Source organism: Bradyrhizobium shewense (assembly GCF_900094605.1).
Lineage (GTDB): Bacteria > Pseudomonadota > Alphaproteobacteria > Rhizobiales > Xanthobacteraceae > Bradyrhizobium > Bradyrhizobium shewense.
The window spans coordinates 173,156-196,643 of record NZ_FMAI01000011.1 but is presented as its reverse complement, the minus strand read 5'-3'; the positions used below and the strand labels follow the sequence as shown (position 1 = coordinate 196,643).

25 protein-coding genes are annotated in these 23,488 nt (G+C 64.5%); 1 reads left to right on the top strand and 24 read right to left on the bottom strand.

What is annotated here, in order from left to right; all coding sequences use genetic code 11:
• Nucleotides 1-9: 9 nt before the first annotated feature.
• Nucleotides 10-966: a hypothetical protein gene (locus tag GA0061098_RS22065; RefSeq protein ID WP_091960904.1), complete on the bottom strand. Its 957-nt coding sequence runs from the start codon at nt 964-966 to the stop codon at nt 10-12.
• Between the two features lie 819 nt (nt 967-1,785).
• Here GA0061098_RS22065 and GA0061098_RS22055 point away from each other — a divergent pair.
• Nucleotides 1,786-2,556: a response regulator transcription factor gene (locus GA0061098_RS22055; RefSeq protein ID WP_165637522.1), complete on the top strand. Its 771-nt coding sequence runs from the start codon at nt 1,786-1,788 to the stop codon at nt 2,554-2,556.
• Between the two features lie 201 nt (nt 2,557-2,757).
• Here GA0061098_RS22055 and GA0061098_RS22050 read toward each other — a convergent pair whose 3' ends face one another.
• The 23 genes from GA0061098_RS22050 to GA0061098_RS21940 all read right to left on the bottom strand — a co-directional run bounded on the left by GA0061098_RS22050 (nt 2,758) and on the right by GA0061098_RS21940 (nt 23,457).
• Nucleotides 2,758-3,216: a hypothetical protein gene (locus tag GA0061098_RS22050; protein WP_028145722.1), complete on the bottom strand. Its 459-nt coding sequence runs from the start codon at nt 3,214-3,216 to the stop codon at nt 2,758-2,760.
• Complete coding sequence (locus tag GA0061098_RS22045) at nt 3,213-3,725, bottom strand: flagellar biosynthesis protein FlgN (protein ID WP_091960894.1); 513 nt, start codon at nt 3,723-3,725, stop codon at nt 3,213-3,215. The genes GA0061098_RS22050 and GA0061098_RS22045 overlap by 4 nt, the downstream gene beginning before the upstream one ends.
• Nucleotides 3,726-3,767: 42 nt before the next feature.
• Complete coding sequence (locus GA0061098_RS22040) at nt 3,768-4,244, bottom strand: rod-binding protein (RefSeq protein ID WP_165637521.1); 477 nt, start codon at nt 4,242-4,244, stop codon at nt 3,768-3,770.
• Entirely contained in the window at nt 4,241-4,660 is a 420-nt protein-coding gene (locus GA0061098_RS22035) for a hypothetical protein (protein ID WP_091960885.1), read from the bottom strand. The genes GA0061098_RS22040 and GA0061098_RS22035 overlap by 4 nt, the downstream gene beginning before the upstream one ends.
• 7 nt (nt 4,661-4,667) lie before the next feature.
• Nucleotides 4,668-5,420, bottom strand: a complete 753-nt coding sequence (gene fliR, locus GA0061098_RS22030; RefSeq protein WP_091960881.1) for a flagellar biosynthesis protein FliR — start codon at nt 5,418-5,420, stop codon at nt 4,668-4,670.
• The gene (flhA, locus tag GA0061098_RS22025) at nt 5,417-7,498 is read right to left on the bottom strand and encodes a flagellar biosynthesis protein FlhA (RefSeq protein ID WP_091960878.1); all 2,082 of its coding nucleotides are present in this window, start codon (nt 7,496-7,498) and stop codon (nt 5,417-5,419) included. Before flhA ends, fliR begins: the two co-directional genes overlap by 4 nt.
• Nucleotides 7,499-7,574: 76 nt before the next feature.
• The gene (gene fliQ, locus GA0061098_RS22020) at nt 7,575-7,841 is read right to left on the bottom strand and encodes a flagellar biosynthesis protein FliQ (protein WP_018318462.1); all 267 of its coding nucleotides are present in this window, start codon (nt 7,839-7,841) and stop codon (nt 7,575-7,577) included.
• Nucleotides 7,838-8,260 carry a flagellar hook assembly protein FlgD gene (gene flgD / locus GA0061098_RS22015; protein ID WP_018318461.1) on the bottom strand — a complete coding sequence of 141 codons (423 nt, stop codon included), beginning with the start codon at nt 8,258-8,260 and terminating at the stop codon, nt 7,838-7,840. Before flgD ends, fliQ begins: the two co-directional genes overlap by 4 nt.
• Before the next feature lie 14 nt (nt 8,261-8,274).
• Entirely contained in the window at nt 8,275-8,685 is a 411-nt protein-coding gene (gene flbT, locus GA0061098_RS22010) for a flagellar biosynthesis repressor FlbT (RefSeq protein ID WP_091960875.1), read from the bottom strand.
• Nucleotides 8,685-9,029 carry a flagellar biosynthesis regulator FlaF gene (gene flaF / locus GA0061098_RS22005; protein ID WP_028145728.1) on the bottom strand — a complete coding sequence of 115 codons (345 nt, stop codon included), beginning with the start codon at nt 9,027-9,029 and terminating at the stop codon, nt 8,685-8,687. Before flaF ends, flbT begins: the two co-directional genes overlap by 1 nt.
• A gap of 56 nt (nt 9,030-9,085) precedes the next feature.
• On the bottom strand, nt 9,086-10,132 hold the full coding sequence (locus GA0061098_RS22000) for a flagellar hook-associated family protein (RefSeq protein ID WP_091960872.1): 1,047 nt from the start codon (nt 10,130-10,132) through the stop codon (nt 9,086-9,088).
• Nucleotides 10,133-10,135: 3 nt separating this feature from the next.
• Complete coding sequence (gene flgK, locus GA0061098_RS21995; RefSeq protein ID WP_091960869.1) at nt 10,136-11,614, bottom strand: flagellar hook-associated protein FlgK; 1,479 nt, start codon at nt 11,612-11,614, stop codon at nt 10,136-10,138.
• Between the two features lie 34 nt (nt 11,615-11,648).
• Nucleotides 11,649-12,881 (bottom strand): flagellar hook protein FlgE, encoded by a 1,233-nt coding sequence (locus GA0061098_RS21990; RefSeq protein WP_018318456.1) that lies wholly within the window; start codon nt 12,879-12,881, stop codon nt 11,649-11,651.
• 90 nt (nt 12,882-12,971) lie between these two features.
• Entirely contained in the window at nt 12,972-13,553 is a 582-nt protein-coding gene (locus GA0061098_RS21985; RefSeq protein WP_091960866.1) for a transglycosylase SLT domain-containing protein, read from the bottom strand.
• Nucleotides 13,504-14,832, bottom strand: coding sequence for a flagellar hook-length control protein FliK (gene fliK, locus GA0061098_RS21980; protein WP_091960864.1), 1,329 nt, complete (start codon nt 14,830-14,832; stop codon nt 13,504-13,506). The genes GA0061098_RS21985 and fliK overlap by 50 nt, the downstream gene beginning before the upstream one ends.
• On the bottom strand, nt 14,829-16,007 hold the full coding sequence (locus tag GA0061098_RS21975) for a chemotaxis protein (RefSeq protein WP_091960861.1): 1,179 nt from the start codon (nt 16,005-16,007) through the stop codon (nt 14,829-14,831). The genes fliK and GA0061098_RS21975 overlap by 4 nt, the downstream gene beginning before the upstream one ends.
• The gene (locus tag GA0061098_RS21970; protein ID WP_091960858.1) at nt 16,004-17,317 is read right to left on the bottom strand and encodes a MotB family protein; all 1,314 of its coding nucleotides are present in this window, start codon (nt 17,315-17,317) and stop codon (nt 16,004-16,006) included. The genes GA0061098_RS21975 and GA0061098_RS21970 overlap by 4 nt, the downstream gene beginning before the upstream one ends.
• A gap of 6 nt (nt 17,318-17,323) precedes the next feature.
• A complete protein-coding gene (locus GA0061098_RS21965; protein ID WP_091960853.1) occupies nt 17,324-18,016 on the bottom strand; it encodes a hypothetical protein in 693 nt (230 codons plus the stop codon).
• Nucleotides 18,013-19,638 (bottom strand): flagellar basal-body MS-ring/collar protein FliF, encoded by a 1,626-nt coding sequence (gene fliF, locus GA0061098_RS21960; protein ID WP_165637520.1) that lies wholly within the window; start codon nt 19,636-19,638, stop codon nt 18,013-18,015. The genes GA0061098_RS21965 and fliF overlap by 4 nt, the downstream gene beginning before the upstream one ends.
• Before the next feature lie 315 nt (nt 19,639-19,953).
• Nucleotides 19,954-20,865: a flagellin N-terminal helical domain-containing protein gene (locus GA0061098_RS21955; RefSeq protein WP_091960846.1), complete on the bottom strand. Its 912-nt coding sequence runs from the start codon at nt 20,863-20,865 to the stop codon at nt 19,954-19,956.
• Nucleotides 20,866-21,129: 264 nt separating this feature from the next.
• Complete coding sequence (locus GA0061098_RS21950; RefSeq protein ID WP_091960843.1) at nt 21,130-22,035, bottom strand: flagellin N-terminal helical domain-containing protein; 906 nt, start codon at nt 22,033-22,035, stop codon at nt 21,130-21,132.
• A gap of 241 nt (nt 22,036-22,276) precedes the next feature.
• Nucleotides 22,277-23,017 carry a flagellar type III secretion system pore protein FliP gene (gene fliP / locus GA0061098_RS21945; protein ID WP_091960840.1) on the bottom strand — a complete coding sequence of 247 codons (741 nt, stop codon included), beginning with the start codon at nt 23,015-23,017 and terminating at the stop codon, nt 22,277-22,279.
• Complete coding sequence (locus GA0061098_RS21940; protein WP_165637519.1) at nt 23,014-23,457, bottom strand: flagellar basal body-associated FliL family protein; 444 nt, start codon at nt 23,455-23,457, stop codon at nt 23,014-23,016. Before GA0061098_RS21940 ends, fliP begins: the two co-directional genes overlap by 4 nt.
• Between the last annotated feature and the right edge of the window lie 31 nt (nt 23,458-23,488).

The following is a 23,488-nucleotide window of genomic DNA, read 5'->3' as shown; positions in this document are numbered from 1 at the left end:
AGCCCTCGATCAGGGCGTCGCCTTGCGTGACGAATAGATGACACCGCCGCTCGCCTCCACCACCAGGCGCCCGTTCTCGCTCCTGATCTCCTCGATGCGGCCAAGACCTGGCACCTGCTGTCCCAGCACGGCCTCGATGACGCCGTTCGGACCCTGCAGGATCGCAATGCCTTCATAGGCTTGGCGGACCGACCAACCCTTGATCACCTTCCGCGGCGCCGGCGCGCACTCGGACGGGGACACCGAGCCCGTGAACTCGGGCGCTGCGACCGAGGCCACCATCGATCCTTGCTGTGGCGAGGGCTGCGATTGCACCATGGCCGGCGCCGGAGCCGGCGTCTGAATCTGCGCTTGAGCGAGCTTGTCGAGCTTCACCGTCGAGGACGAGCTCACCCGCTCGATACGGTCCAAATTCTCGGCGAACCTGCCGAAACGGTCATTGGTCGCCTTGCTCGACTGATCCACCGCGGTGCGCAGGCCGTCGAGATTTTCCGACACGCCCGACACCTGCTTGCGCAGATGCGCGACGGTCTCGCGCAGATTCCTGATCTCCGTATTGGCTGCAACGTTGTTCTGGGCGGGCTGCGTGGTGAGATAGGCGATCACGCCGGTGCAGGCGCAGACCACCAACATGGCGGCGACCGCCAATGTCGCGAGCGGCGCAACCCAAGTCGGACGGGGCGGCGGCGGCTTGGCGACGATCACGGCCGGCTTGATCACGGTCGGCGCAGGCTTAGGGATCGCCATCTTGTCGAGACGCGCCTTGGCGCGAATACGTTTCAGCCCCTCGAGTGCCTCCTTCGCGAGAGCTTCATCGCTTGCCGCGGCCGACGCTCGCTTTGCGCCCGCAGCAGGGCTGGGCGCTCGTGCCGTATCGTCCTTCGTATCGCGTACTTCGGGAGCCGGCTTCGTCGTTGCGGAAACATCAGTGGTCGCGTTGGGACGAGCTTGTCCATCGGACAACATGTGAAAATGCTCCGTTCGGTTCGATCTGTCGAACGGTGACGTTATTTGCCGAAGCTTGCCTGAAACGTGCGCATCGAAAACTTTTCCATCGCGCGCGATGCGACGTCGCATGAGTCAATCGCGTCATGGACGTGGCAAGAGTGCGACTCGAAAGACACACACTCGCCAAGATTTCGCCAAGCTGGAGTCTCGCCGCCACACGTGAGTCGAATTGTCGCACGGGAAACACGCCCACGAGAGTCAATCCCGGGTTGAAAACCCCTCGATATGCCTGATCCACCACACCACCTAAAATAGCTGTGATTGTACGGGGATGCGGAACCTTAGACCCATCACGATGCAGAACTAGTTTAGTTTCCAAATCAACTGATGCGTTTGAATATATCAAGAAACAACCCGAAACAAACCAACAGCATCAAGCACACGTAGCAATCGCTTTGTTACGCACGCTTGATCGGAAATCGGCAATTGTTACGGTCCTACTCAAGTGATTCTCGCCAGTTGGCGAGGAGATCGACACAGATTCAGTGGCGTTCGGACGCGATGAGCAACTTGGCGCAACTGTTCTAGGTCGTTTCTCAATCCGCCCCGCGAGGTGATCCGTAAGACACCCGCCGGGCCTCACGCAGTAAGCGTTCAGTATCGAGTTGAAGTACCAGGCCTGCGAGACGCAGGCACTGAATGCGTAGGGCTGCCCGCGAATATCGAAACCATAACAACGGTTCGCGGGAAGGAATGTCGTCAAACAGCATCGTTGCCGAGCCGGGCATCACCACAACCAACCGGCCGCGACAGGTGCGAAACAGGGGCGAAAGACTGATGTATATTATCGTTGATGATCGCGAGAGCGTCGCGAACAGCTATGTCGGAGGGCTCGTTCGCGAAGGCGTATCGTCGATCGGCTTCTCCTCCGGAGAATTCTGGGACTGGCTGCAATCCGCGAATGAATCGGATCTGGCAGCGGTGGACGCCTTCCTCCTCGGGGATTGCGATGCCCGCGGAAGCCTGCCGCGGGCGATGCGCAAGCGTTCCTCGGCTCCCATCATCGCCATGAGCGGCCAGAAGATGCTCAAGAACACGCTGGAGCTGTTCGAATCGGGCGTCGACGACGTCGTGCACGTGCCGATCCACCTGCGTGAGATCCTTGCCCGAACGGCCGCGATCGCGCGCCGCCGGGTGGGCGAGTTGCCGAGGCCCTGCGAGAGCAGGATCCAGGTCTTCTTCAACGGCCGTGACCCCGAGATCGCGGGCCACGCCCTCACGCTGCCCCGCCGCGAACTGCGCATTCTCGAATATATGGTCAGCAATCACGGCAAGTGGATCACCAAGACGCAGATCTTCAACGCGGTCTACGGCATCTTCGAGTCCACTTTCGACGAGAGCGTGATCGAGAGCCACGTCAGCAAGCTGCGCAAGAAACTCCGCGACCGCCTCGGCTTCGACGCGATCGTGGCCCGGCGCTACGTCGGATACCGCCTCGACATCCCGGCCGGCGAGACCCTCGACGTGCCGATGCAGGAGCTCGACGAGGTCGGCATCATCCTGAACAGGGCGCATGCCGTCCCGGCAGCCTACCCGGTCGGCAACTGACACGGCACAAGCCTGCGGGCGAAACCGACAACGGCCTCTGCGAAGCACCTTCGCAGAGGCCGTTGCACGTTCGGGGGCGGAGACGATGGGATGAGCCCCGCTAGCACCTCGATGGCGGTGCGTTCCCTCCCCCCTTGTGGGGGAGGGAACGGAGAGAGCGCTCCTGTCGGCCGAACTCAATTGCCTCCAAGCCATCCCGACTTACGGCTTCTGCTGGAATTCTTCCCTGGAGACGTAATTGAAATCCTCGACCAGGACGTCCTGGACGACGTCAGCCTGCATCCGCTCGTTGACGCGCTGCTTGATGGCGGCCGTCAGGATGGAGAGGTCGTAGCGGGCGAGCTTCCTGAAGTCGAGACGGTCGTCGGCATAGATCCTGCGAAAGGCCTCGTCGACGACGAACGGCTCCGGCGGAACGTTGAGCTGGTGCATCGTCCGCGCCTCCACGGTGTAGACGAAGCGCGCGACGATATAGCCCTGCACATTGCCGTTCTCGACCATGGGCACGCTCAATGCCCGGGTCTTCTGGTATTGCAGCCCGTCGAGATATTCGTCCTTCGCCGGCAGCAGGCTGCCGTTCTCCTTCCAATAGGCCACGCCATAGCTCGTACCCGCGGTGAGGATGCATACCCAGAGCCCGGCCAGCACCAGTCTGATCATTTTCCGTCCTGCGCTGCGCGGCCGGTATAGGTGCCGTCCGACTCGGCCTCCTTGATCGCCTTGACGATGATGCCCGCGACCTCGCGCACCGCGTCGTAGTGCATTTCGAGGATCGAGCGATTCCGCTCGAGCTTCTCGCGCAGCCGCCGAATTTCCTCGGTGACCTCGACGTCGCCGCCGAGATGCATCCGCGCCCGCATCAGGCGGACAAATTCGAGCATGCTCCGGCTCTTCCGCGCGCTGAAGTCGTCGAAATCGATCTTCTGACGCGTCGTGAGCGCGACCGTCTCCTCCTCGACGATGCTCTCGAGCCGGCGGATCGCTGCCAGCAGGCCCCGCACTTCATCCGATCTCGCCGCATCCGCGCCGTCGACCACGGCCTCGCCGTTCATGATCGGCAGCAGCACCGGCAGCAGCGCATCGGCTTCTGCTGCTTCCGTCGTCATCACCCCGGTGTCCACGACCGGCTGCTCGATCACCATGGCCGCCGCGCTGTCTTGTGCCTGCATAGGAAATTCACCCTTCAACTTCTGTCACCCGTTCGCGGATCATCATCCGGCCTTGCCGGCACCGTTCGGCCCCGCCGGATTGGCGGCGGCCAGCTGCTTGGCGATGCCAATGCCGTTGCCCTTTGCCAGCTGGCTGCCAAGCTGCTCCGCCAGCATCGACTTCCAGACGCCGCCGGCCGTGCCCTTGCCAAAGACCTGCTCGGATTCCTTCGGCAACATCGTCTCGACGAAGGTCTGGAGGATGAAAGCTTCGAACTTCCGGTACACTTCGCCCGACGCCGGCGCCTTGATCATCCGCACCGGGGCCCCGTTCACTGCATCCGACTGCGCCTCGGAAACCTTCGTGGCGGGCTGCTCGGCAGCTGCCGCCGCCTTGCCGGCCTCCGCGTCCATCGTGGCGGCGAAGTCGGCATCGGAGGATTTCAGTGCATCGAGTTTCGCGGTCGCCGTGCGCTGGGTCACGGGATCGGCGGCCTCGAGGACGTCGAGAACGAGGTCGGGTGTCGCGGTCACGATCATGGCTTGTTCCGATTGGCTGGCCGTGGCGTCCACGCGCGCACGGCTGGGCTTATTCCCGTCATCTCCTCGAGGGAGCGCTTCTCGGCGTCACGGAGCTTGTCGGCCAGCGCCGCCTTCGCGACCTGCTCGAGCTGCTTCACGCGGCGGCTCTCGGCGCGGACCTGGTCGAGCTGCTGCGCGGCCTGCGTCTGGATCGCGCGCGCACCCACGCTCGTCCTGTTCAAGCGCCGCGCGATCGATTCGCTCGACGATCCCGCCGGCGGCTTGCCATCATTCAGGGCTCCCACCAGCCATTCCTGCTCGTCCTGCAGGCTTCTCTCCTGCTGCCGCAGCTGCGCGAGCTGCCATTCGGACAGCCGGAGCTGGAGCCTCACCAACGAAACCATCCGGCCGAGCTTGTCCGCGCGCGACGTCATCACAGACTCACTCCGCCAGCCAGGACGAGAGGCCGAGCATGAATTGCGTCAGCAGCTCGTCGCTCGTGAGGTAGAGCAGCAGGAAGCCGCCGAACAGCACGAAGGGCACGGAGATGAAATAGACCGGGATCGCCGGCGTCAGCTTGTTGATCAGACCGACCGCCAGGTTGACGATCACCGAATAGACGATGAACGGGCTGGCGATCCGCAGCGTCAGCACGAATGCTTCCGACAGGCGGCCGACGAGCAGGTCGAGCGCCATGCCGCCGCCGAGCCTGTCGCCGGGACGCCAGACGTAGTAGGAGTTCATCAGCCCCCGCAGGACCTGCCAATGCTGGTCGGTCATGAAGAACAGCGTGGTAACGGACACCATGATCAGCGGCACCAGCGCCGGCGCCGGATCGCTGTCGGCAACCGGCGTTCCCGGGATGTTGCTGAGCCCGATCGCGCTCGCCATCACCGTCGCCATGGTCTGGAGCGCGAGAAAGAACACCCGCCCGCCGAGCCCGATGACGCTGCCGACCACGAGCTCGGAGCAGATCAGGAGCGCCAGCGTCAGCGGCGCGGCGTTGTCCGTGAGCGGTTTCAGCACCGCGATCAGGATCGGCGTCAGCGCGAACGTCGTGACGAGCGCGACGAACAGGCGGACCTGGGCCGGAACGTTGACGCTGGAAAAGCCGGGCACCAGCATCAGGCAGGCGCCGATGCGGCAGAACACGATGAACGTCACCAGCACGCTGTCGGCAAGGCCGCTGATCACGACACGGCTCCGAGCGCCCTGATCTCGGCGCTGCGCGCGACTTCGACATGCGACAGGATCGGCAAGGTCGGGAACACCCGCTCCAGGATCATCCGGACATAGGGCCGGGCTTCCGGCGTCACCGCCAGCACCACGCTGGTGCCGTTCTCGGTGAACTTGCGGATCGCGGCGCTGGCCTCGGTCGCGAACTGCTCGATCAGGCGCGGATCGGCGTCGAACTCGACGACGTCGCCCTTGGCGTCGCGCTTCAGGCTCTGGTGGAACGCCAGGTCCCAGCGGTTGCCGAGACGGACGACGTTGAGCACGCCGTTGTCGGAGAGATCGCCGCAGATCTGCTGGGCAAGCCGCGTCCGCACGTGCTCCGCGACCTGCTCGGAGCGGCGCACGTGAGGTGCGATCTCGGCGATCGCCTCGAGGATGAGGTGAAGATTGCGGATGGAGACGCGCTCGGCCAGCAGGATCTTCAGGATCGCCAGCAGGCCGGAATAGGAGATCTGCGACGGGCAGAGATCCTCGACGAGACGCTTGTACTCGGGATCGAGCCGGTCGAGCAGCGCGCGCATGTCCTTGTAGGACAGGAGCTGGGCGAGGTTCGCCCGGATCACTTCGCTCAAATGCGTGAGCAGCACCGACAGATTGTCGACCGGCTTGCAGCCCTGCCGCTTGACTTCGTCCGTGAAGGCTTCCGTCACCCACAACGCTTTCATGCCGAAAGCGGGTTCGACCACCTCTTCGCCGGGCACGTCGGGCTTGCCGTCCTTGTCGACCAGCACCAGCACCTCGCCGAGCCTGAGCTCGCCATGGGCGACGCGGGTGTCGTGGATCCGGATCTGATAACCCTTGGGATCGATCGACAGATTGTCGCTGAGCTTGATCTCGGGAATGACGAAGCCGTACTGCTTGGCGAACTTCTTTCGGATCTTGGCGACGCGGTGGGCAAGCTCGGTGCGCGAGCCCAGCAGATGGACCGAAAGATGGCCGCCGAGCGCAAGCTCGATCTCGGCGGTCTTGAGCTGGTCCTTGACGGATTCCTTGGCCTCAGCCTGGGCGCGCTCGTCGGCCTTGCGCGCGTCCTCCTTCTGCTTCAAGGCCGCCTGCTGCTTCGGCAGGGAGTAGCCGACGAAGGCCATGACGCCGCCGAGCAGCACGAAGGGCGCCAACGGCAGCCCCGGCATCAAGGCGAGCACGAACATCATCAGCGCGGCGGCCGACACAGCACGGGGGTAGCCGCCGAGCTGACGCAGAACGGCCTGCTCGGCCGATCCTCTCGTGCCGCCCTTGGAGACCAGCAGGCCGGCCGACAGCGACACGATGAGTGCCGGCATCTGCGACACCAGACCGTCGCCGACGGAGAGCTTCGTGTAGACGTCGGCGGCGCGCGACAGGGTCAGCCCGTGATGGGTGACGCCGATGATGATGCCGCCGAAAATGTTGATCGCGGTGATGAGCAGGCCGGCGATGGCATCGCCGCGAACGAACTTCGAGGCACCGTCCATGGCACCGAAGAACGCGCTTTCTTCTTCGAGCTCGCGGCGCCGGCGCTGGGCCTCCTTGTCGTCGATCAGGCCCGCCGACAGATCGGCGTCGATCGCCATCTGCTTGCCGGGGATGGCGTCGAGGGTGAAACGGGCGCCGACTTCGGCGATACGCGTCGCACCCTTGGTGATCACGACGAAATTCACGGTGACCAGGATGGCGAAGATGATCAGGCCGATGACGAAGTCGCCGCCCATGACGAACTTGGAGAAGCCGGCGACGACGTGGCCGGCGGCCTGTTCGCCTTCCCCGCCGCGCGACAGGATCAGACGAGTGGTCGCGACGTTCAGCGCCAGCCGCAGGATGGTCGCGATCAGCAGCACGGTCGGGAAGGCCGAGAAGTCGAGCGGTCGCTGGATCCACAGCGCGACCATCAGGATCAGCGCCGACAGCGCGATCGAGAACGCAAGGCCGAGATCGATCAGGATCGGCGGGATCGGCAGGAACAGGATCGTGAGCATGGCCACGATACCGCCGGCGAAAAAGGCGTCGGCCCCCAATCGTCGTGGGGTCGGCAGGCTAGCAGCTAACGTATCGGCCATGGGTCACCGGCAGAGGGTCCACCCCTAATCTGCCCCGCAAAGCTTACGCGGGGATGGTGGCCGAAGCCTGCGCGGATCAGAAGCCGCGCTCGATCCGCGAATAGACCATCTCGGTGAAGGTGGAGAGGTGCGCGCCGATGAAGGAGCCGGAGACGGCAACGACCAGGAGAATGACGATGATCTTCGGAACGAAGGTCAGCGTCACCTCCTGGATCTGGGTCAAGGCCTGGATCAGCGCGATGATGGTGCCGACCAGCATCGCGGCGCCGACCGCAGGCCCGGAGGCGACGATGATGGTCCAGATCGCCGCCTGGACGATGTCGAGAGCGTCGCGTTCGTTCATGACTGGCTGATCGTGAGTCCCGGCCCGACCGCGACCTTGGTGCCGTTCTCGAGGGTCGCGATGGAGCCGTCGGCGTTGATGGAGACCGAGACGACCTTGCCGCTGAAGCTGGCGCCGGTGGCGTCGGTGAAGCTGACGGTCTTCCCGATCAGGCCGTTGGCCTGTGACAACGACTGTGAGGACAGCAGCGCATCCAGCTTCGAATTGGTCTGCATGGCCTGCTCGACCGTCGAGAGCTGCGCGAACTGGCTCATATATTGCGAGGTATCCATCGGATTGGTCGGATCCTGATTCTTCATCTCGGCGACGAGAAGCTGAAGAAACGTGTTGTAGTCGACGCTGTTGCTCGAGGTCGAATTGGTGGAGCCGGTCGAACTGGACGACTTGCTCGTGCTGTCGGTCGCACTGTTGACGTTCATGTACCTCTCCGCTGTCAGGCAGCCTGGAATGGGGACTCGGTGATGGCGCCGGCCAGGATGGCCTCCTCCACCGGGAACAGGGCGCGGATCCGCTTGAGCGCCTCGAAGTAGCGGGTCGCCTCGACCAGCTCGTCGACCGCGCCCAGTCCTTCCAGCATCTCGCGGCTCTCGCACACCGCGCACAGGGCCGCGTGATGCTGGGCATAGAGCGCCGCGGCGTCGCGGATGTCGGTCGGGTTCATCAGCATGAGCTGGACGATGAAGTAGAGCTGCCGCAGCGCCGTGGTGGCGTCGGACGCCTGCATGACCTGTCCTTCGAGCAGGAACATCACGTCGTTGACGAGCTCGACGGAGACCTTGCGGTCCACGCGCAGCACCGCGCCGTTGATGTAGATCCGTTCGCCCGCCCGCAAGGAGATCTTCATCAAAGAGCGTCTCGGATCAGGCGGTTGATTTCGATGAGCTGCATCACGTCGTTCGATCTCTCCTCGCGGAGGCGATCCGCCTCCTTGACGACCCAAAGGCCGATCGAGATGATGTCGGCGCGCAGCTTGTCCGGGAGCCCGTTCTCGGGGTGCGAGAGATCCTCGATGAAGATCGTCCACAGCCGCCGCACGTAGAGCAGGCTCTCGACCAGATCCTCGAGGCGGAACACGCCTCTCTGAATCCGCTCGAGCCGGTCGATGCCGAGGCTGAGCGCCTGCCGCTCGCGGCCCCGCGCCTCGTAACCGCTCTCGTCGACGACCGATTCATAGGCTTCAAACGTCATCAGCATCACTCTGCGCAGGAGACCGGATAACAAGACGAGGCCTGCGAGCCTCGGCTCTAGAGGTAGTTGATGAGGCTGATCTGCTGGAGCTGCGAGGTCAGCGCGAGCGCCGTCTTGATCTGGGTCTGCAGGGTGTTGACGCGGACCGAGGCCTCGGTCGGATCGACCGCCTCCAGCTTGACGATCTGGTCGTTGAGGATGTCCTTCTGGATCTTCAGCTTCTCGGTCGCGCCGGTGACCCGTTGCTGGATCGAGCCGACGGTACCGCCGAGCACGGCGAGATCGTTGATCGCGCCGCTGACCAGACCGATCGCCTTGTCGACGACGACCTGAAACGTGTCCTTGCTCAGGCTCGTATTCCCGAGATCGGTGAGCATGGTGTAGGCCTCGGCCAGCTTGCGGAAGCCGGGCTGGTTGGCGCTGACCGAGCTGTCGACGACCTCGGTCGTGGAGATGCGGCTCGACAACGTCTGGTCCGTGGCCGACGACCAGTTGGCGTTCCAGGCCGGGCTTGCGAACTCGGTGTCAAAGGCATTGTCGAGGAAATTCTGCATCTGCGCCGGCGTGATGGTGCTCACGCCGGGTGCAGACTGCGAGAAGCCGAACGTCGCCAGGAAGTCCGCATCGACCTGGTTCTTGCTGGCCGAGCCGGCCGTGTAGTTCGTGATGGGCACGGTCTGCGTATCGATTCCGCCGAACAGATACGACCCGTTGTAGGAAACGTTGAGCGCGCCGATGACGTCCTGAAGGTTCGCGGACGCGCTCGGCAGGATGATCTTCGCGCCGCTCTCGGCGTCGCGGGCCGCGATCAGGTTCTTGAGGAATTCCGACGCGGTCTTGCCGAGTTGCGTGATCCGGTTCTGGGTCACGTCGAGGCGCCCCGCAACCAGCTCGTTGGTGTCGACGAGCTGATCGGCGAAGTTGAAATCGGCGCGCAGCGCCACGTCGCGGCCCGTTCCCGTGCCGAGCTCGAGGCCGACATCGGCGAAACGGCCGGTGGTCGCCTCCTTCGAGGCCTTGGTCAGCGCGCTCTGGTTGTTCGTGATCGACGACCTCAACGATGAAGACAGCATCAGGGTCGAGATGTAGTTCGCGCTCATCATGACTTAATTCCCCACGGCAGCCAGCAGGCTCTGCAGCATCTCATCGACGGTGGAAATGATCTTCGACGACGCCGAATAGGTGCGCTCGACCTGGAGCATCAACGACATCTCGTCATCCATATTGACGCCGCTGACGTTGGACAGTGCCGCGGTGCTGCGGTCGAGCAGCGTATTCTGGTACTGGACATTGTCGTCGGCGGTCTTGCGTTGGCTTTCGATCCAGCTCGCCGAGGAAGACGCGAACTCGATCACGCTGCCGCTCGGCTTGCCCTGGGCCGAGGCGTCGAACGGCTGCGGCGCTTCCATCTTGTTGATGAGCTGCTGCAGCCGCGCCGAGAAGCCGGCATTGCCGGTCGTGTTGTAATTATAGGCGGCAACGCCGCTGATCGCGCCGTCGCGCAGCAGGTTCGGGTTTCCGCCCACGGCCGGATCGACCGAAGCGGCAACCGAGATCCTCCCGGCGAGGCCCACCGAGATCGTGGCGCTCGCGGGCATCGCGGGCGCGCCGGGATAAGTGAACAGGCCGGGCCGGTCCGCCAGCGTCGGGACAGCTGACTGGTCGCTTTCCTTGAAGGCGTCGATCAGGCCGCGCGCGATCTCGTCGAGCTGGCTCTGATACGTGACCGTGTCCTTGTCGCGCAGTTGGGCCAGGCCGGCGAGCTTGCCGGACTTGAGCGGCATGACGGAATTGGCACCGGTCACGGGAACGCCGTCGATGAAGACGGCATTGCCCGTGGTGCCGGCGGTATAGGCGTTGGTCGGCGCAAAGCTCACGGTCCGCGCCGTCTTGTCGAACAGCACGACGCCGCTGTCGGTATAGAGCGCGGCGTCTCCGTTGGGCCGGATCGACATCGAGACGCCGACCTCCTGCGACAGCCTCGATACGATGCTATCGCGCTGGTCGAGATAGTCGGTGACGTCGTCGCCGGAGATCGTGCCCTTCACGACGGCGGTGTTGACGGTCTGGAACTGGGACAGCAGCTGGTTGATGTTGGCGACCGAATTCGCCATGTCGGCGTCGGCCCCCTCGCGGACCGACTGCACCGTCTTGGTGGCCTGGTTGAGCCCGGTCACCATGTCCTTGGCGGACGTCACGGCGGCCTGCGCCAGGGTCGCATTGTCGGTGGAGTTGGCGTATTGCTGCAGCGCCTGCTTCAGCTTGTTGAGCTGGGCGGTCGGCGACTGCTCGAGCTCGGGATCGTCCACTGTCGCGGCCGCGATCTTCTGCAGGCCGTCATAGATCACGCTCTGCTTGGCCGACGACGAGGTCGCGGTCAGCACGTTCGAATAGAGACCCGAACTGGCCGCACGCTGGATCGCCGCGACATAGACGCCGGTGCCGGGGAGGTTGTCCAGCACGGCGATCTTGCGCGAATAGCCGGTGGCGCTGGCACCGGCGATGTTGCGCGAGATCGTCGACGACTGGATGCCCGACGCCATGAGCGAGGCGCGAGCGGAGTCGAGAGCGGCGGTAAGGGACATGATCTGCTCTTGCCGGGGGTGAGCGCCGAAGAATTCAGCGCTTCAGGTTGACGACGACGTCGAGCAGGTCGGCGCCCGTCTGGAACGATTTCGAGTTGGCGGTGAAGCCGCGCTGCGCCTCGATCATCCCGGTGAGCTCGTCCGCGAGATCGACGTTGGAGTCCTCCAGCGCACCGGACTGGACCGTGCCGAGCCCGCCGGTGCCGGCATTCCCGGCCTGCGCATTGCCGGAATTCATGTTGGTCGAATAGACGTTACCCGGCTCGGGGGTCAGATTGTCGGGGCTCGCGACGTCGGCGAGCATGATCGTGTAGAGCGTCAACTGCTGCCCGTTCTTGAGGATCGCCGTCACATGGCCCGCCTCGTCGACATCGACCTTGTCGATCGCCGCGGGCACGCTGCCGTTGACGGTGGCCTTGAAGCTGAAGTCGGCTCCAACCTGCGTCATGTTCGACAGGTCCATGGTCATCGCCGCGCCGCCCGGGACCGTGAACGTAAGGCCCGTCGGGCTCGCCGCGGCCAGCGCGCCCTTTCCGGTCGCGGTGGTGTCGAAGGTGAAAGTGGTGGCGGCGGCGAGCGAGGTGCCCGTCGCGGAGTTGTAGACCTGAACCTGCCAGGTATCCGAGCCGGCCGCCGTCGCGGTGTGGGACATATAGACGTCGAGCGTAACGGCCTGACCGATATTGTTGTAGGCGACGATCGAGCTCTTCGACGAATATGACGCCGGACCTGGCGGACCGGCAATGACAGCCGCCTTCGGATCGAGATTGCCGGTCGTTAAGGTCCCCGCAGTCGACGGCACCGGCACCTGCGAGACCTGGGCGATGTTCACGATCTGCATTCCAGCCAGGCTGTTCTGCGAGAAATTGGTCACTTTACCGGGCTGGCCCAGAAGGTAGTAGCCGGCCGCGTTGACGAGGTTGCCCTGAGCGTCCGGCACGAAGGAGCCGGCGCGCGTCAGATATTGCTGCGTGTTGGTGGCGTTCGAGACCACGAAGAAGCCGTTGCCTTGCACGGCAAGGTCCGTGGACGACGTCGTGAACTGCGTATGCCCGGCGTCGCTGATGGCGTAACGGACGGTCGTCTCGACAGCGCCGGAGTCGTAATTGCCAGAGCCGCTCTTCAGGATCAGCGAGGAGAATTCGGTCGAAGCCCGCTTGTAACCGGTGGTGTTGACGTTCGCGATGTTGTCCGAAACCGTCGACAGCTTGTTGGACTGCGCGCTCATACCGGAAACGCCGGTGCGCATAACACCATACAGGCTCATGAAGTGGGCTCCTTTGGTAGGTTGCAGTTACAATGGGGGATCTTGCTTGCGCGGGGCTGATGGTTCGGAACCATGCACAACTTCACGTCGTCATGTCGTTTTCGGCTGACAGAACGAGCGCGCCTTGTCGGTCCAGGCGCCGAAGCCGCTCGACACGAGGTGAGCCACGATGTGACAGACATAGCGCTTCTGCGCCGGCTGATTGTTGGGGCCGGCATTGTAGCGAGCCACCGCCATGGTCCAGCTGCCCTCGCGCTGCTTCAGCTCTTTCAGGAAGCGCGCGGCATATTCGACGTTCTTCGCGGGATCGAACATCGCGCGCACCGAGACGAACTTGTCGCCGTGATAGTAATGATTGATCTGCATGCAGCCGAGATCGATCAGCTTGATGCCCTTGCCGCGCATGGCCTCGAAATTTGCGATCGCATCGTCCATGTCCCTGGCGAACACGGTCTGGCCGTCGGCGCCGAGGGCGTAAGGATGCAGCGCGCCGCGACGCCCGGTCTCGGTGAGACCGACTGCATAGAGAATGCCGAGCGGAATCCCATGCTGCTGGGCCGCGCGCGCCATCTCGCGCTCGCAGGGGCGCGCGGCGTCGGCGGCCGCGTCCGCGGCGCCCGCATTACAGATAAACAGGGCCGCGACGAAGATGCGGCGCCACGTCCTGGTCATGACGCGTCTCCTGGCTGGGCTGGCGCTCCTGGCGGGCCTGCTTCGCGCCGCCATCGGATTGCCCCGACGACGTGCCTGCGCCACCGAACGCACCTTGCGACTGCGACGAGGGCTGTTGCTGGCCCGAGAGCTGCGGCTGCGACTGGCCGGAGCCGCTCTGGAATCCATCCAGCGAGCCGTGCTGCACGGGCGCGACGTCGGCGACATAACCCGCCGTCTGCATGAGATCGCGGATCTGGTCGCGCTGCTGATCCAGCATCTGGCTCGTGTCCTTGCGCGCGGCCGCAAGGTGGACGGACACTTCGGTGCCGACGAGACGAAGGCGCACGGTGACGTTGCCGAGCGCGGGCGGCTCAAGATTGATGGTCAGGATCTTGAGCGGCTGATCCGGCGCATTGGTCTGGGATGCTGCGGGATCGGGCGCTGCGGACGCCGCCGGGGTTGCGGAGTCCTTCAGTTCGGCGACGACCGCATTGGCGACTTGTTGCGGGGCGTTGAACTGCGCCGGGGGCAGATGGGTCTCCTGCTGGACCACGGTGACCTTGGTCGTCTCGGGCAACGCGTCGCGCGTCGAGACCTTGGCGGCGTGTTCGACATTGGCCGTGACCGCCTCGAAGCCTGATGTCGCGGGCATGGCTTTGGCGGAAGCCTCGCTGCCTGGCTGTGCGGCCGCGGCTTGCGATGCATCGCCTTGTGCACGCGCGCCGGTCGGAACGGCAGCAGACGGCGCGGAATCCGCCGTCGTTGCCTTCGCCATGCCTGTGGCCGCAACTTCGCGCTTCGTCCCGGATGAGCGCTCGTCGCGCGCGGGCACGTCTTTCCTGTCGCCCGACTGCGACGGCATTTGCGGCTTCGCGGCCGATGCGGCAACGAGATCCTGTGCCACGATCGCGGGAGCGTTCGGGCGGTTCGAAACGTCCGGCTTCGGATCATGCCCGACTGGACTTTGCGTCTCCGACGATTTGTCGGTTGTCTGATCGCCAGCCTTGAGCACGTCGGTCGCCTCGGTGCGCTCGTCCGTCTCATCCTTCGACTTGTCCTTGCCCGCTGGGTGGGCCAGACGCGTGCGCAGCGCTCCGGCCTTCGCGGTCGTATCGCTGCCCTCATCGTTGAGTGCCTGCTTGGCGAGGTTCGAGACGGTGTGGAGCAGATCGTTGAACGACGAGCCAGCCTGCGGTTTGCCCCCGGCGCTCTTTGCCGAACGCGACGTGCCGCGGATGTTGAGGCTCTCGGCGAGACCCGAGAAAAGCTGTCCGGAGGTTCCACTGAGCTTGGTCATGGGCGGCGGTCCCTGGTAAGGAGTTCGAGTTCGCCGAGCTGCTTCTGCGCGCGCGCGAGCGTCACGGTTGATGACGCCAGATCGAGACGCGCCGGCGTTGCCGGAGGCTTGTCGGCAGCAGTGGCGGATCCGCCCGGAAGCGGCTTGCGAATATCGAGCGCGAGCTGCACCGTGGCATTCAAAAGGGGGACGTCCCGCTCGGGCAGCTTCGACCGGTCGACTGCCTTCAGCTCGGCAAGACCGCCGTCATACTCGTTGGCGAGCGCCCGCGCGGCGCCGCGGAAGAAATGCGCCCGCTCGCGATCCGCCGAGGCGTCGGCGCTGAGCGTCAGCGCCCGTTCGCCGGCAAGCCGCGTCACGGCCAGCTGCCCGCGCACCATCGCCGCGCGCGCGATCACGAGATAGAGCTTGAGGCGGCTCGCGCGATCAATCTGCTCGAGCAGCGCTGCGATCCGCGCGAAGCGGCGATCATCGAGCGCCAGACTCGATTGCGTCAGGCCCGAGGAAAAGCGCTGCCAGAAATCGCCGGCATAGATCGAGTTACGGTAATGGCGGATATAGGCCAGCGCCAGGAACTCGAACTTGTCGAAATCCTCCGCCTGCCCCACCAGCAGGATCTCGCGCCGCAACGCCGCCTCCTCCACCAGCGTGCCAGGCAGGAGCAGGCGCGCGTCGTCCAGACGCTCGATCGCGAGCGATGCCTCGGAACGTGCGAACAACGCACCCTGGACCAGCGCGACCTGTCCGCCGAGGCCGGAGGACAGCGTCCGCGGCCCGACGTCCTTGAGCAGCTCCCGCGCTTCCTCCTGACGGCCCTCGACATAGGCGAGCGCGCCGTTGAACAGCCGCTCGTCGACGTTCATCTTGTCGCGCGGCAGCTTGCGGACGATTTGCGGCGCGCCGCCGCTGAGCAGGTAGATGACCGCAGCCTGGCTGTTTTGCGCATTGCTCCACACGCCCGGATCGGCGGCGAGAAACTTCTCTCCGATCTGCCGGATCAGCGCGATGTGGCTGCCATGCGCGGCCGTGTCACCGTTGGCGATGCCGTCCTGCACGGCTTGCAACGCGCGGACGAGCTCATAGGGCTCGCCCGACTGGCGCGCGGGTTGTGCGAGCGCGTTCGCTGCCGTGAACGGCAGGAGCAGCAAGGCGGCGCAGAGGAGCGGCCTCATCAAGGGCGCTTCTCACGAATCAGGATCTCGATCCGGCGGTTCTGCGCGGCCGCCGGATCGTTCGGAAGCTTCGGCCGTCGGTCGGCATAGCCTTCGACATGCTCGATCCGCATTGCGTCGACGCCGGAGCGAACCAGCATGTAATAGGTCATCTGGGCGCGGGCGGTCGACAGCCGCCAATTGTCGTAAGTCTCAGAACGATACGGTCGATTGTCGGTATGGCCGCGGACGATGATCATGCCCTGGCGTTTCGTCAGCAACGGCCCGATCTTGTCGATCACGCGGATCAGCTCGGGCCGCGGCTCGGCCGAGCCGACCGCGAACATGCCGAAGCTCGCATCGTCGGTCAGGCTGATCAGGAGGCCCTCCTCGACCTGACGCACCTCGGCCGCCGGCCCGGCGCCCGCCTTGATGTCCGAGAGCGCGTCCGCGATCGCGGCCTGAAGCTGCTTGACGGTCGGCTGCTGGGTTTGCGCCGCATCGCGCGGCTCGGACTCCTTCGTCGTATCGTTGGGACGTGCCTGCGCGGCGGCGTTGGCTTGAAGGCTCGCCTGAGCGCTGCCCTCGCGCGGGGCTTGCGCCGGCGCGGGCCCCGGCGGCAGCAACGGCGACAGGTTTGCGGACGACGCATCCGCGTTCGGCGCCAGGCTTCCGCCGGCATCGTCCGCCTTGGCACGACGGGCCTGCGGCTCGCCCTGATTTGTGCCTGAGGCGCCGTCGCGCGCGGAGGCATTCGGCTTGGGCTCGCTCTCGATCAAACGATCGGCGTCCTTGGATGCTTGCGGCGCCAGCTTCCAATAGCCGGGGTCGAAGGGATCGCGGTAGGCGTCACCGCCCTTTAGGCCATCCTCTTCGGCGGACGTCAGCGCGCCGGCGCGCCGCTGTCCCGTGGACTGGTTGGCGCTGTTCGCGATCTCGGAGAGCGTCGCATAGGGATCACGGAACAGGACTTTCTCTTCATAGGAGGCCGGCTTCTCGGCCGTCGGCGAGTCGCCGCGACGTTCCTCGTTCGAGCCGGCCGGCTGACGCTTGCCATCCTGACCTTCGAACGAGGTCGGCTCCTTCTTTGAGAGATTCTTCAGGCCCTTCGGCGCGGGGGCATTTTCCGCGAGCTGGATCGGATTGAAATAGCTCGCGACGACCTGCTTCTGATCCTGGTTGAGCGCGTTGAGCAGCCACATGACCAGGAAGAACGCCATCATCGCGGTCATGAAGTCCGCATAGGCGATCTTCCATACGCCGCCGTGATGCGCCTCCTCAGCGAAAGCGCTGCGCCGGCGGACGATCACGAGTTCATGCTTGACCTCTTCCATGGCGGGTTACCGGCGTGCTTCCTTCAGGCGTTCGCTCCAAGCCGTGATCTGCGTCTCGATCACGGTCTGGTCGGCCACGACGCGAACCTCCAAGGTGTCGGCGGCCTCGTACTCGATGCCGGTGCGCCTGGACGTCTCGAGCTGCGTCTTCACGAGGTCGAGCAGCTCGCTCGGGCCGGTGACCTTGAACGCCGGCACCGGCGAGTTGCCGGTCAGCGCCGCGATCTGCTCGACCAGCGATCCGATCGCCTTGTCGCGGACCGCCTCGGTGAGGAACGGCAGTAATATCCGCGCCACGGAGCTTGCGATGTTGGTCTCGATCTCGCGGCAAGCCGTCTCGAAGCCGCTGACGATCGCGACTGCCTGCTGGTCGTTCCATTTGGCGCGCTCTTCGCCGAGACGGATCGCGCTGCGGACGCGCTCCTCGGCAAGCCTGGCCTCGCCTTCCGCGACGCCGGCCGCATGGCCGCGGCGGTAGGCGTCGTCCAGGAGATTGGCTGGCGGGGCTTCCGCCTTCAGCGCTGGAGACGGCGACTGCGGCAGCGGCTGCGAATGGGCCTGGGGCTGCGGCGGAGGCTCGCGCATGACCTCCTTCGGCCTCGTCAGCACGTCCTGGATCCTGGGCGGCGGAGGCGGCGGCGATTTGACCCGGCCGTTCGCGTCGAACTGCGTCAGGAATTTTCCGATTGCCGCGTTCATGCCGCCTCCTCGCGTCGCATCCAGTCTTTAAGGATCGCTGCGGCTTGCGCCTGGTCGAGCCGGACGATCTGCTCCAGTCGCTTCTGCGGCGTTCGCTGCATCTTGCCTTCGAGATCTTCGACGAGATTGAGCTCGGGGTCCTGACTCTCGGCCAATGCAAGGGCCGCAGCAGCCTCGATCTCAGCCGCCTCGGCGGCCTCCACCTGCTCCTGCTCCGCGCGATGGGTCAGAATACCGTTGACCGCCGGCCGCAAGCCAAACCAGACCAGCATCGACGCAACGGCCAGGATCGTCACCGCGTTGATGACGCTGCCGAGCTGCTTGTTGATCATCTCGACGAAGCTGATCGGTGGCACCGGCGCCATCTCGCGCGAGCCCTCGATGAAGTCGACGGCCGTCACCTGGATCTGGTCGCCGCGCTGCTTGTCCAGTCCGCCGGCCGTCGCCGCGAGCTGGCTGATCTCGGCGAGCTTGCTGTCGACGATGGCCTGGTTGCTCTTGTCGCCGAGATCGGCGACCAGCCGCGCCCGATTGACCAGGACGGCGATGAAGAGCTTCTTCACCGAATAGCCGTCGCTCACCGTCGTCGTGGTCTTGGACGAGACCTCGAAGTTGGTGACGTCCTCGCGGCGGGTCTTGTCCTCGCTGGAGTTCTTGCCGCCGCCGGCGTTGACCTGTTGATCGGGAAGGTTCTGCTGCACCGTGGTCGGCGTCGAACGGTCGGCGTTCTGCGAGGATTCCTTCTCGCGCACGTTCCGCACCGAACGCTCGGCCCGGCTTTCCGGATCGTAGACGGTCTCGTTGATCTGCCGCTTGTCGGTGGAGAGCTGTGGTGCGACGCTGACTTCGAAATTGTCGAGGCCCAGATAGGGCGTCAGCGCCTTGCGGATGTTCTCCTGCACCATGCCGCCGACCGTCTTCTGCAGGCTCGCCATCTTGGTCGGGGCAGCGGTCGCCTCGTCCTCTTCGGCGAGCAGCATCGAGCCGTCGGCATCCAGCACCGTCACTTTGTCCCGGTTCATGCCTGGAATGGCGGCGGCGACGAGATGGCGGATCGACTGCGCCGTGCGGGCCTCGATCGCGCCGTCGGTGCGCAGCACGACCGATGCCGAAGGCGGCTGTTGCGTCGCGCGGAACGAGCCGCGCACCGGCAGCACGATATGCACCCGCGCCGCCTTGACGCCCTTCATCAACTGCACCGTGCGCGCGATCTCGCCTTCCAGCGCCCGGAGCTTGGTGACCTCCTGCATGAACGAGGTCAGGCCGAGCGAGCCGATCTTGTCGAACAGCTCGTAGCCGGAATTGGCGCTGGTCGGCAGCCCCTTCTCGGCCAGCAGCATCCGCGCCTGCATAGTCTGGCTCGGGCGCACCGAGAGCGCGTCGCCGGCCGTATTGACGTCGAAGGTGATGTTCTGCTCGCGCAGCGCGGCGCCCATGCGCGTCACGTCTTCGCGGGTGAGGCCGGTATAGAGCGTCTCGAATTCAGGTCGGCTCAGATAGTATGCGCCGCCGACGACGGTCACGAGAACGGCAAAACCGATCAGGCCCAGGGCCATCAGGCGTCGCGGCCCAAGCTCCAGCAGATTGTTGAGCAGTTGCTGTACCTGCGCACGACTGAGCATATGACCTCGTACCAATGCGAACGTACGGGACACTCCGCTGCCAACCTTGTCTGAAGGTTGCGCGAGGACACGAATGTGTCAGTTCGCAGGCGAGGCGTTGCAATTTTACAAGAAGGCCTATTTTACGAGAAGCCCTGGCGACGCAATCAGGTCGGCGGCAACGCACGCCGGGACGCCTGGCCGCACGATCGGCCGCTGCGCGTCGCATGAAATTCAACGTCGGGAGATCGATTGCGGACGACTTGTGCCGCGTCCGCCGGTCACGGCGGGGACCGTGCTCCCTTAAGGGAGCACGGTCGTTTTCGAAAGCGCCGCTTAGCCGCGGAACAGCGACAGGATGCTCTGGCTGTTCTGGTTGGCGATCGAGAGCGCCTGAACGCCGAGCTGCTGCTGGGTCTGCAGCGCCTGGAGCCGGGTCGATTCCGCGTTCATGTCGGCGTCGACGAGCTGGCCGATACCACGATCCACCGAGTCCATCAGCGACTTCACGAACTCAGTGTTGTTCGAGATGCGGTTCTTGATGGCGCCGAGGTTGGCGGCGGACTGGCTGACCGTGTTGATCGCGGCGGTGACCTGCGCGATGTAGGTATCGATCGTGGTCTGGTCGGCCGTCGAGTCGGTCAGCGCACCGATGTTGAGGCTGTCGACCGACGCGCTGCCGCTCACGGTATCGAGGATACCACTCGTGCTCGAGGTGTAGAGCGAGTAGTTGGCGACCGTCACCGTGATGGTGTTGATCGTCGGCGTGGCGCCGACGCGCGAGAACGACGACACCAGGTTGACCGTCGCCGGGGTGGAGGCGTTGGTGCTCAGCCAGTTAACGCCGTTGAACGTCGCCGCATTGGCCACGTTCTTCATGTCCTGCTGGATCTGGGTGATTTCCGACTGGATCTTCTTGCGGTCGATACCGGCGGTCTTGGCTTCGACCAGCAGCGCCTGGAGCTTGGTCAGGCCGGAGTTCTGGTCGCCGATGACCTTGTTCAGAGCGGTGTATTCGGTGTCGACGGTCGCAGCCGACAGACCGAGCGAGTCGGAGACGGCGGAGAGCGCGGCGTTGTCGGCGCGCATCGAGGTCGCGATCGACCAATAGGCCGAGTTGTCCGAAGCGGTCGAGACGCGCTGGCCGGTGGAGATCCGGTTTTCGGTCGTCTGCAGGCTGGCGCTGACATTCCGGAGGGTCTGGAGCGCAGTCATTGCAGCGGAGTTGGTAAGCAGGCTGGAAGCCATCTTTGATGTCCTTTTGAAAACAGATTGGATGGGGACATACCGGGCTTGCACCGGTACGACAGGGCGGCATCATGCCTTTGGGCTGCGGAAATGCGCGTAAACCCAATCCGTCGTAGCGGCGAGACTAGCCAGCGAAGCTTGTGCGGGGCTTGTGGCACCGTGCCCCCGCTGCAACAGGGCAGCCGAAATCACGGTGCGCGCGTCGGGCAAACGAAAGGGCCGCGCTTCGCGAGAAGCGCGGCCCTCCCGAGATCGTCTAAAGGCTTAGCGGAACAGCGACAGGATGCTCTGGCTGTTGTTGTTGGCGATCGAGAGCGCCTGAACACCGAGCTGCTGCTGGACCTGGAGGGCCGCCAGGCGGGTGGACTCCTGGTTCATGTCGGCGTCGACGAGCTGGCCGATACCGCGATCCACCGAGTCCATCAGCGACTTCACGAACTCCGAGTTGTTCGAGATACGGTTCTTGATGGCGCCGAGGTTGGCGGCGCCCGAAGACACCGTGCCGATCGCTGCGGTGACCTTCGCGATGTAACCATCGAGAATGGTCTGGTCAACAGACGAGTCGGTCAGTGCACCGATGTTGAGGCTGTCGACCGACGCGCTGCCGCTCACCGTGTCGAGGATACCACTCGTGCTCGAAGTGTAGAGCGAGTAGTTGGCGACGGTCACCGTGATCGAGCTGGTGGTCGGCGTGGAGCCGACACGCGAGAACGACGACACGAGATTGACGGTCGTCGGCGTGGAGGCGTTCGTGCTCAGCCAGTTGACGCCGTTGAAGGTCGCCGCGCTGGCGACGTTCTTCATGTCCTGCTGAATCTGGGTGATTTCCGACTGGATCTTGCTGCGATCGATACCGGCGGTCTTGGCTTCGACCAGCAGCGACTGGAGCTTGGTCAGGCCGGAGTTGCTGTCGCCGAGGACCTTGTTCAGAGCGGTGTACTCGGTGTCGACGGTCGCGGCCGACAGACCGAGCGAGTCGGAGACGGCGGAGAGCGCGGCGTTGTCGGCGCGCATCGAGGTCGCGATCGACCAGTAGGCGGCGTTGTCCGCGGCGGTAGCCACGCGCTGGCCGGTGGAGATCCGGCTCTGCGTGGTGGAGAGTTGCGAGCTGACAGACCGCAGGGTCTGGAGCGCGGTCATGGCGGACGAGTTCGTGAGCAGGCTTGACATTGCGAATGTCCCTTTATGTACGCGTTACATTTTCATCAGGGGACATACCGGACTTGCACCGGTACGGAGGGGCGGCATCATGCCTTTGGACCGATATGGGTGAGGTCCAACCCGCCGTGACGCCTTGCTAACACGTCGAATCTTGCCGGCGGATTAAGATCGGCTTGAATTCCTCAGCAATATCATATGGTTAATATTACTTTCCGCTAACCATAACGAGCCGGGCCGACGATCGCCGCCGTTACGAGAACGACCGCACAAGTCCGGAGGCGAGCAGATTCCAGCCGTCGATCAGCACGAAGAACAGCATCTTGAACGGCAGCGCCAGGATCGTCGGCGGCATCATCATCATGCCCATCGACATCGTCAGCGTCGCCACGATCATGTCGATGACAAGGAACGGCAGGATGATGAGAAATCCGATCTCGAACGAACGCCTCAGCTCGGAGATCATGAAGGCCGGGATGATGACGCGCAAATCGACGCGCTTGTCGTCGAACTTCTTGCGAAAGCTCTCCGCGGCGAGCGACTCGAAGGTCTGCAGATCCTTGTCGCGGACATGAGCCAGCATGAACTCGCGGAACGGATCCGTGATCTTCAGATAGGCCTGCTCTTCCGAGATCTCGTTCTTCATCAGCGGCTGGACGCCGGTCTCCCAGGCGCGGTCGAAGGTCGGCGCCATCACGTAGAAGGTCATGAACAGCGCGAGGCTGATCAGCACCAGATTGGCCGGCGTGGTCTGCAGGCCAAGACCGGCGCGCAGGAACGACAGCGCCACCGCAAATCGCGTGAAACTCGTCACCATGATGAGCAGTCCCGGCGCCACCGACAGCACCGTGATCAGCGCCATCAGCTGGATGATCCGGCCGCTGGTCGAGCCGTTTCCGGGCGGCAGCAGCGAGTTGAGGTCCGGAATCTGAGCGAGCGCCACTTCGGGCAGCACGACCAGAACCAACGCGAGCGGCAGGATTTTCACTCTCACTGAATCACCAGGGTCTCAATGATCAATTCGCGCACCTTGCCCGACGAGCGGATATTGGCGCGGTCGGTCAGGTCGTCGCGCAGATGCTGAAGCCCGCGCGATCCCTCGAATTGGGTCACGGTCGCCGACCGCAGATAGGTGACGATGTCCTCGCTGATGTGGGCGGCCAGGATGCCGGCGTCTTCGTCGCTCATGCTCTCGGTCACCATGGAGGCTTCGATGCGGGCCCAGTTGTTGGCCGGCGCGGAGAGATTGGTCACGATCGGGGACAGCTTCCTGAGCCGCGCGCTGCCGGCGTAGCTCGAGGCAAGCGGCGGCGGTGTGGCGGTCTTCTTCGCGTCGGCGACGCGCTCGGCGGCCGCGAACAGATGCAGCCCGGCCAGCGCGCCCGCACCGATCGCGACAAGGGTCAGCGCTACGATGGCCCCAATCAGGCGCATCACGTCCCCTGCCCTCGCGATGCGGCCAGAC

Coding starts and splice junctions, on each gene's coding strand:
- GA0061098_RS22040 (WP_165637521.1), bottom strand. CDS start 4,244: ATGATCGTGACCGCGACACCCGACCTCGTTCTCGACGTCCTCGAGGCC.
- GA0061098_RS21985 (WP_091960866.1), bottom strand. CDS start 13,553: ATGACCAGGACGTGGCGCCGCATCTTCGTCGCGGCCCTGTTTATCTGT.
- flgK (WP_091960869.1), bottom strand. CDS start 11,614: ATGTCCCTTACCGCCGCTCTCGACTCCGCTCGCGCCTCGCTCATGGCG.
- GA0061098_RS22000 (WP_091960872.1), bottom strand. CDS start 10,132: ATGATGAGCGCGAACTACATCTCGACCCTGATGCTGTCTTCATCGTTG.
- fliK (WP_091960864.1), bottom strand. CDS start 14,832: ATGACCAAGCTCAGTGGAACCTCCGGACAGCTTTTCTCGGGTCTCGCC.
- flgD (WP_018318461.1), bottom strand. CDS start 8,260: ATGAACGTCAACAGTGCGACCGACAGCACGAGCAAGTCGTCCAGTTCG.
- GA0061098_RS21990 (WP_018318456.1), bottom strand. CDS start 12,881: ATGAGCCTGTATGGTGTTATGCGCACCGGCGTTTCCGGTATGAGCGCG.
- GA0061098_RS22065 (WP_091960904.1), bottom strand. CDS start 966: ATGTTGTCCGATGGACAAGCTCGTCCCAACGCGACCACTGATGTTTCC.
- flhA (WP_091960878.1), bottom strand. CDS start 7,498: ATGGCCGATACGTTAGCTGCTAGCCTGCCGACCCCACGACGATTGGGG.
- GA0061098_RS22055 (WP_165637522.1), top strand. CDS start 1,786: ATGTATATTATCGTTGATGATCGCGAGAGCGTCGCGAACAGCTATGTC.
- GA0061098_RS22035 (WP_091960885.1), bottom strand. CDS start 4,660: ATGACGTCGCGCGCGGACAAGCTCGGCCGGATGGTTTCGTTGGTGAGG.
- GA0061098_RS21955 (WP_091960846.1), bottom strand. CDS start 20,865: ATGGCTTCCAGCCTGCTTACCAACTCCGCTGCAATGACTGCGCTCCAG.
- GA0061098_RS21940 (WP_165637519.1), bottom strand. CDS start 23,457: ATGCGCCTGATTGGGGCCATCGTAGCGCTGACCCTTGTCGCGATCGGT.
- fliF (WP_165637520.1), bottom strand. CDS start 19,638: ATGCTCAGTCGTGCGCAGGTACAGCAACTGCTCAACAATCTGCTGGAG.
- GA0061098_RS21970 (WP_091960858.1), bottom strand. CDS start 17,317: ATGGAAGAGGTCAAGCATGAACTCGTGATCGTCCGCCGGCGCAGCGCT.
- fliQ (WP_018318462.1), bottom strand. CDS start 7,841: ATGAACGAACGCGACGCTCTCGACATCGTCCAGGCGGCGATCTGGACC.
- flaF (WP_028145728.1), bottom strand. CDS start 9,029: ATGACGTTTGAAGCCTATGAATCGGTCGTCGACGAGAGCGGTTACGAG.
- flbT (WP_091960875.1), bottom strand. CDS start 8,685: ATGAAGATCTCCTTGCGGGCGGGCGAACGGATCTACATCAACGGCGCG.
- GA0061098_RS21965 (WP_091960853.1), bottom strand. CDS start 18,016: ATGAACGCGGCAATCGGAAAATTCCTGACGCAGTTCGACGCGAACGGC.
- GA0061098_RS21950 (WP_091960843.1), bottom strand. CDS start 22,035: ATGTCAAGCCTGCTCACGAACTCGTCCGCCATGACCGCGCTCCAGACC.
- GA0061098_RS22045 (WP_091960894.1), bottom strand. CDS start 3,725: ATGCAGGCACAAGACAGCGCGGCGGCCATGGTGATCGAGCAGCCGGTC.
- GA0061098_RS22050 (WP_028145722.1), bottom strand. CDS start 3,216: ATGATCAGACTGGTGCTGGCCGGGCTCTGGGTATGCATCCTCACCGCG.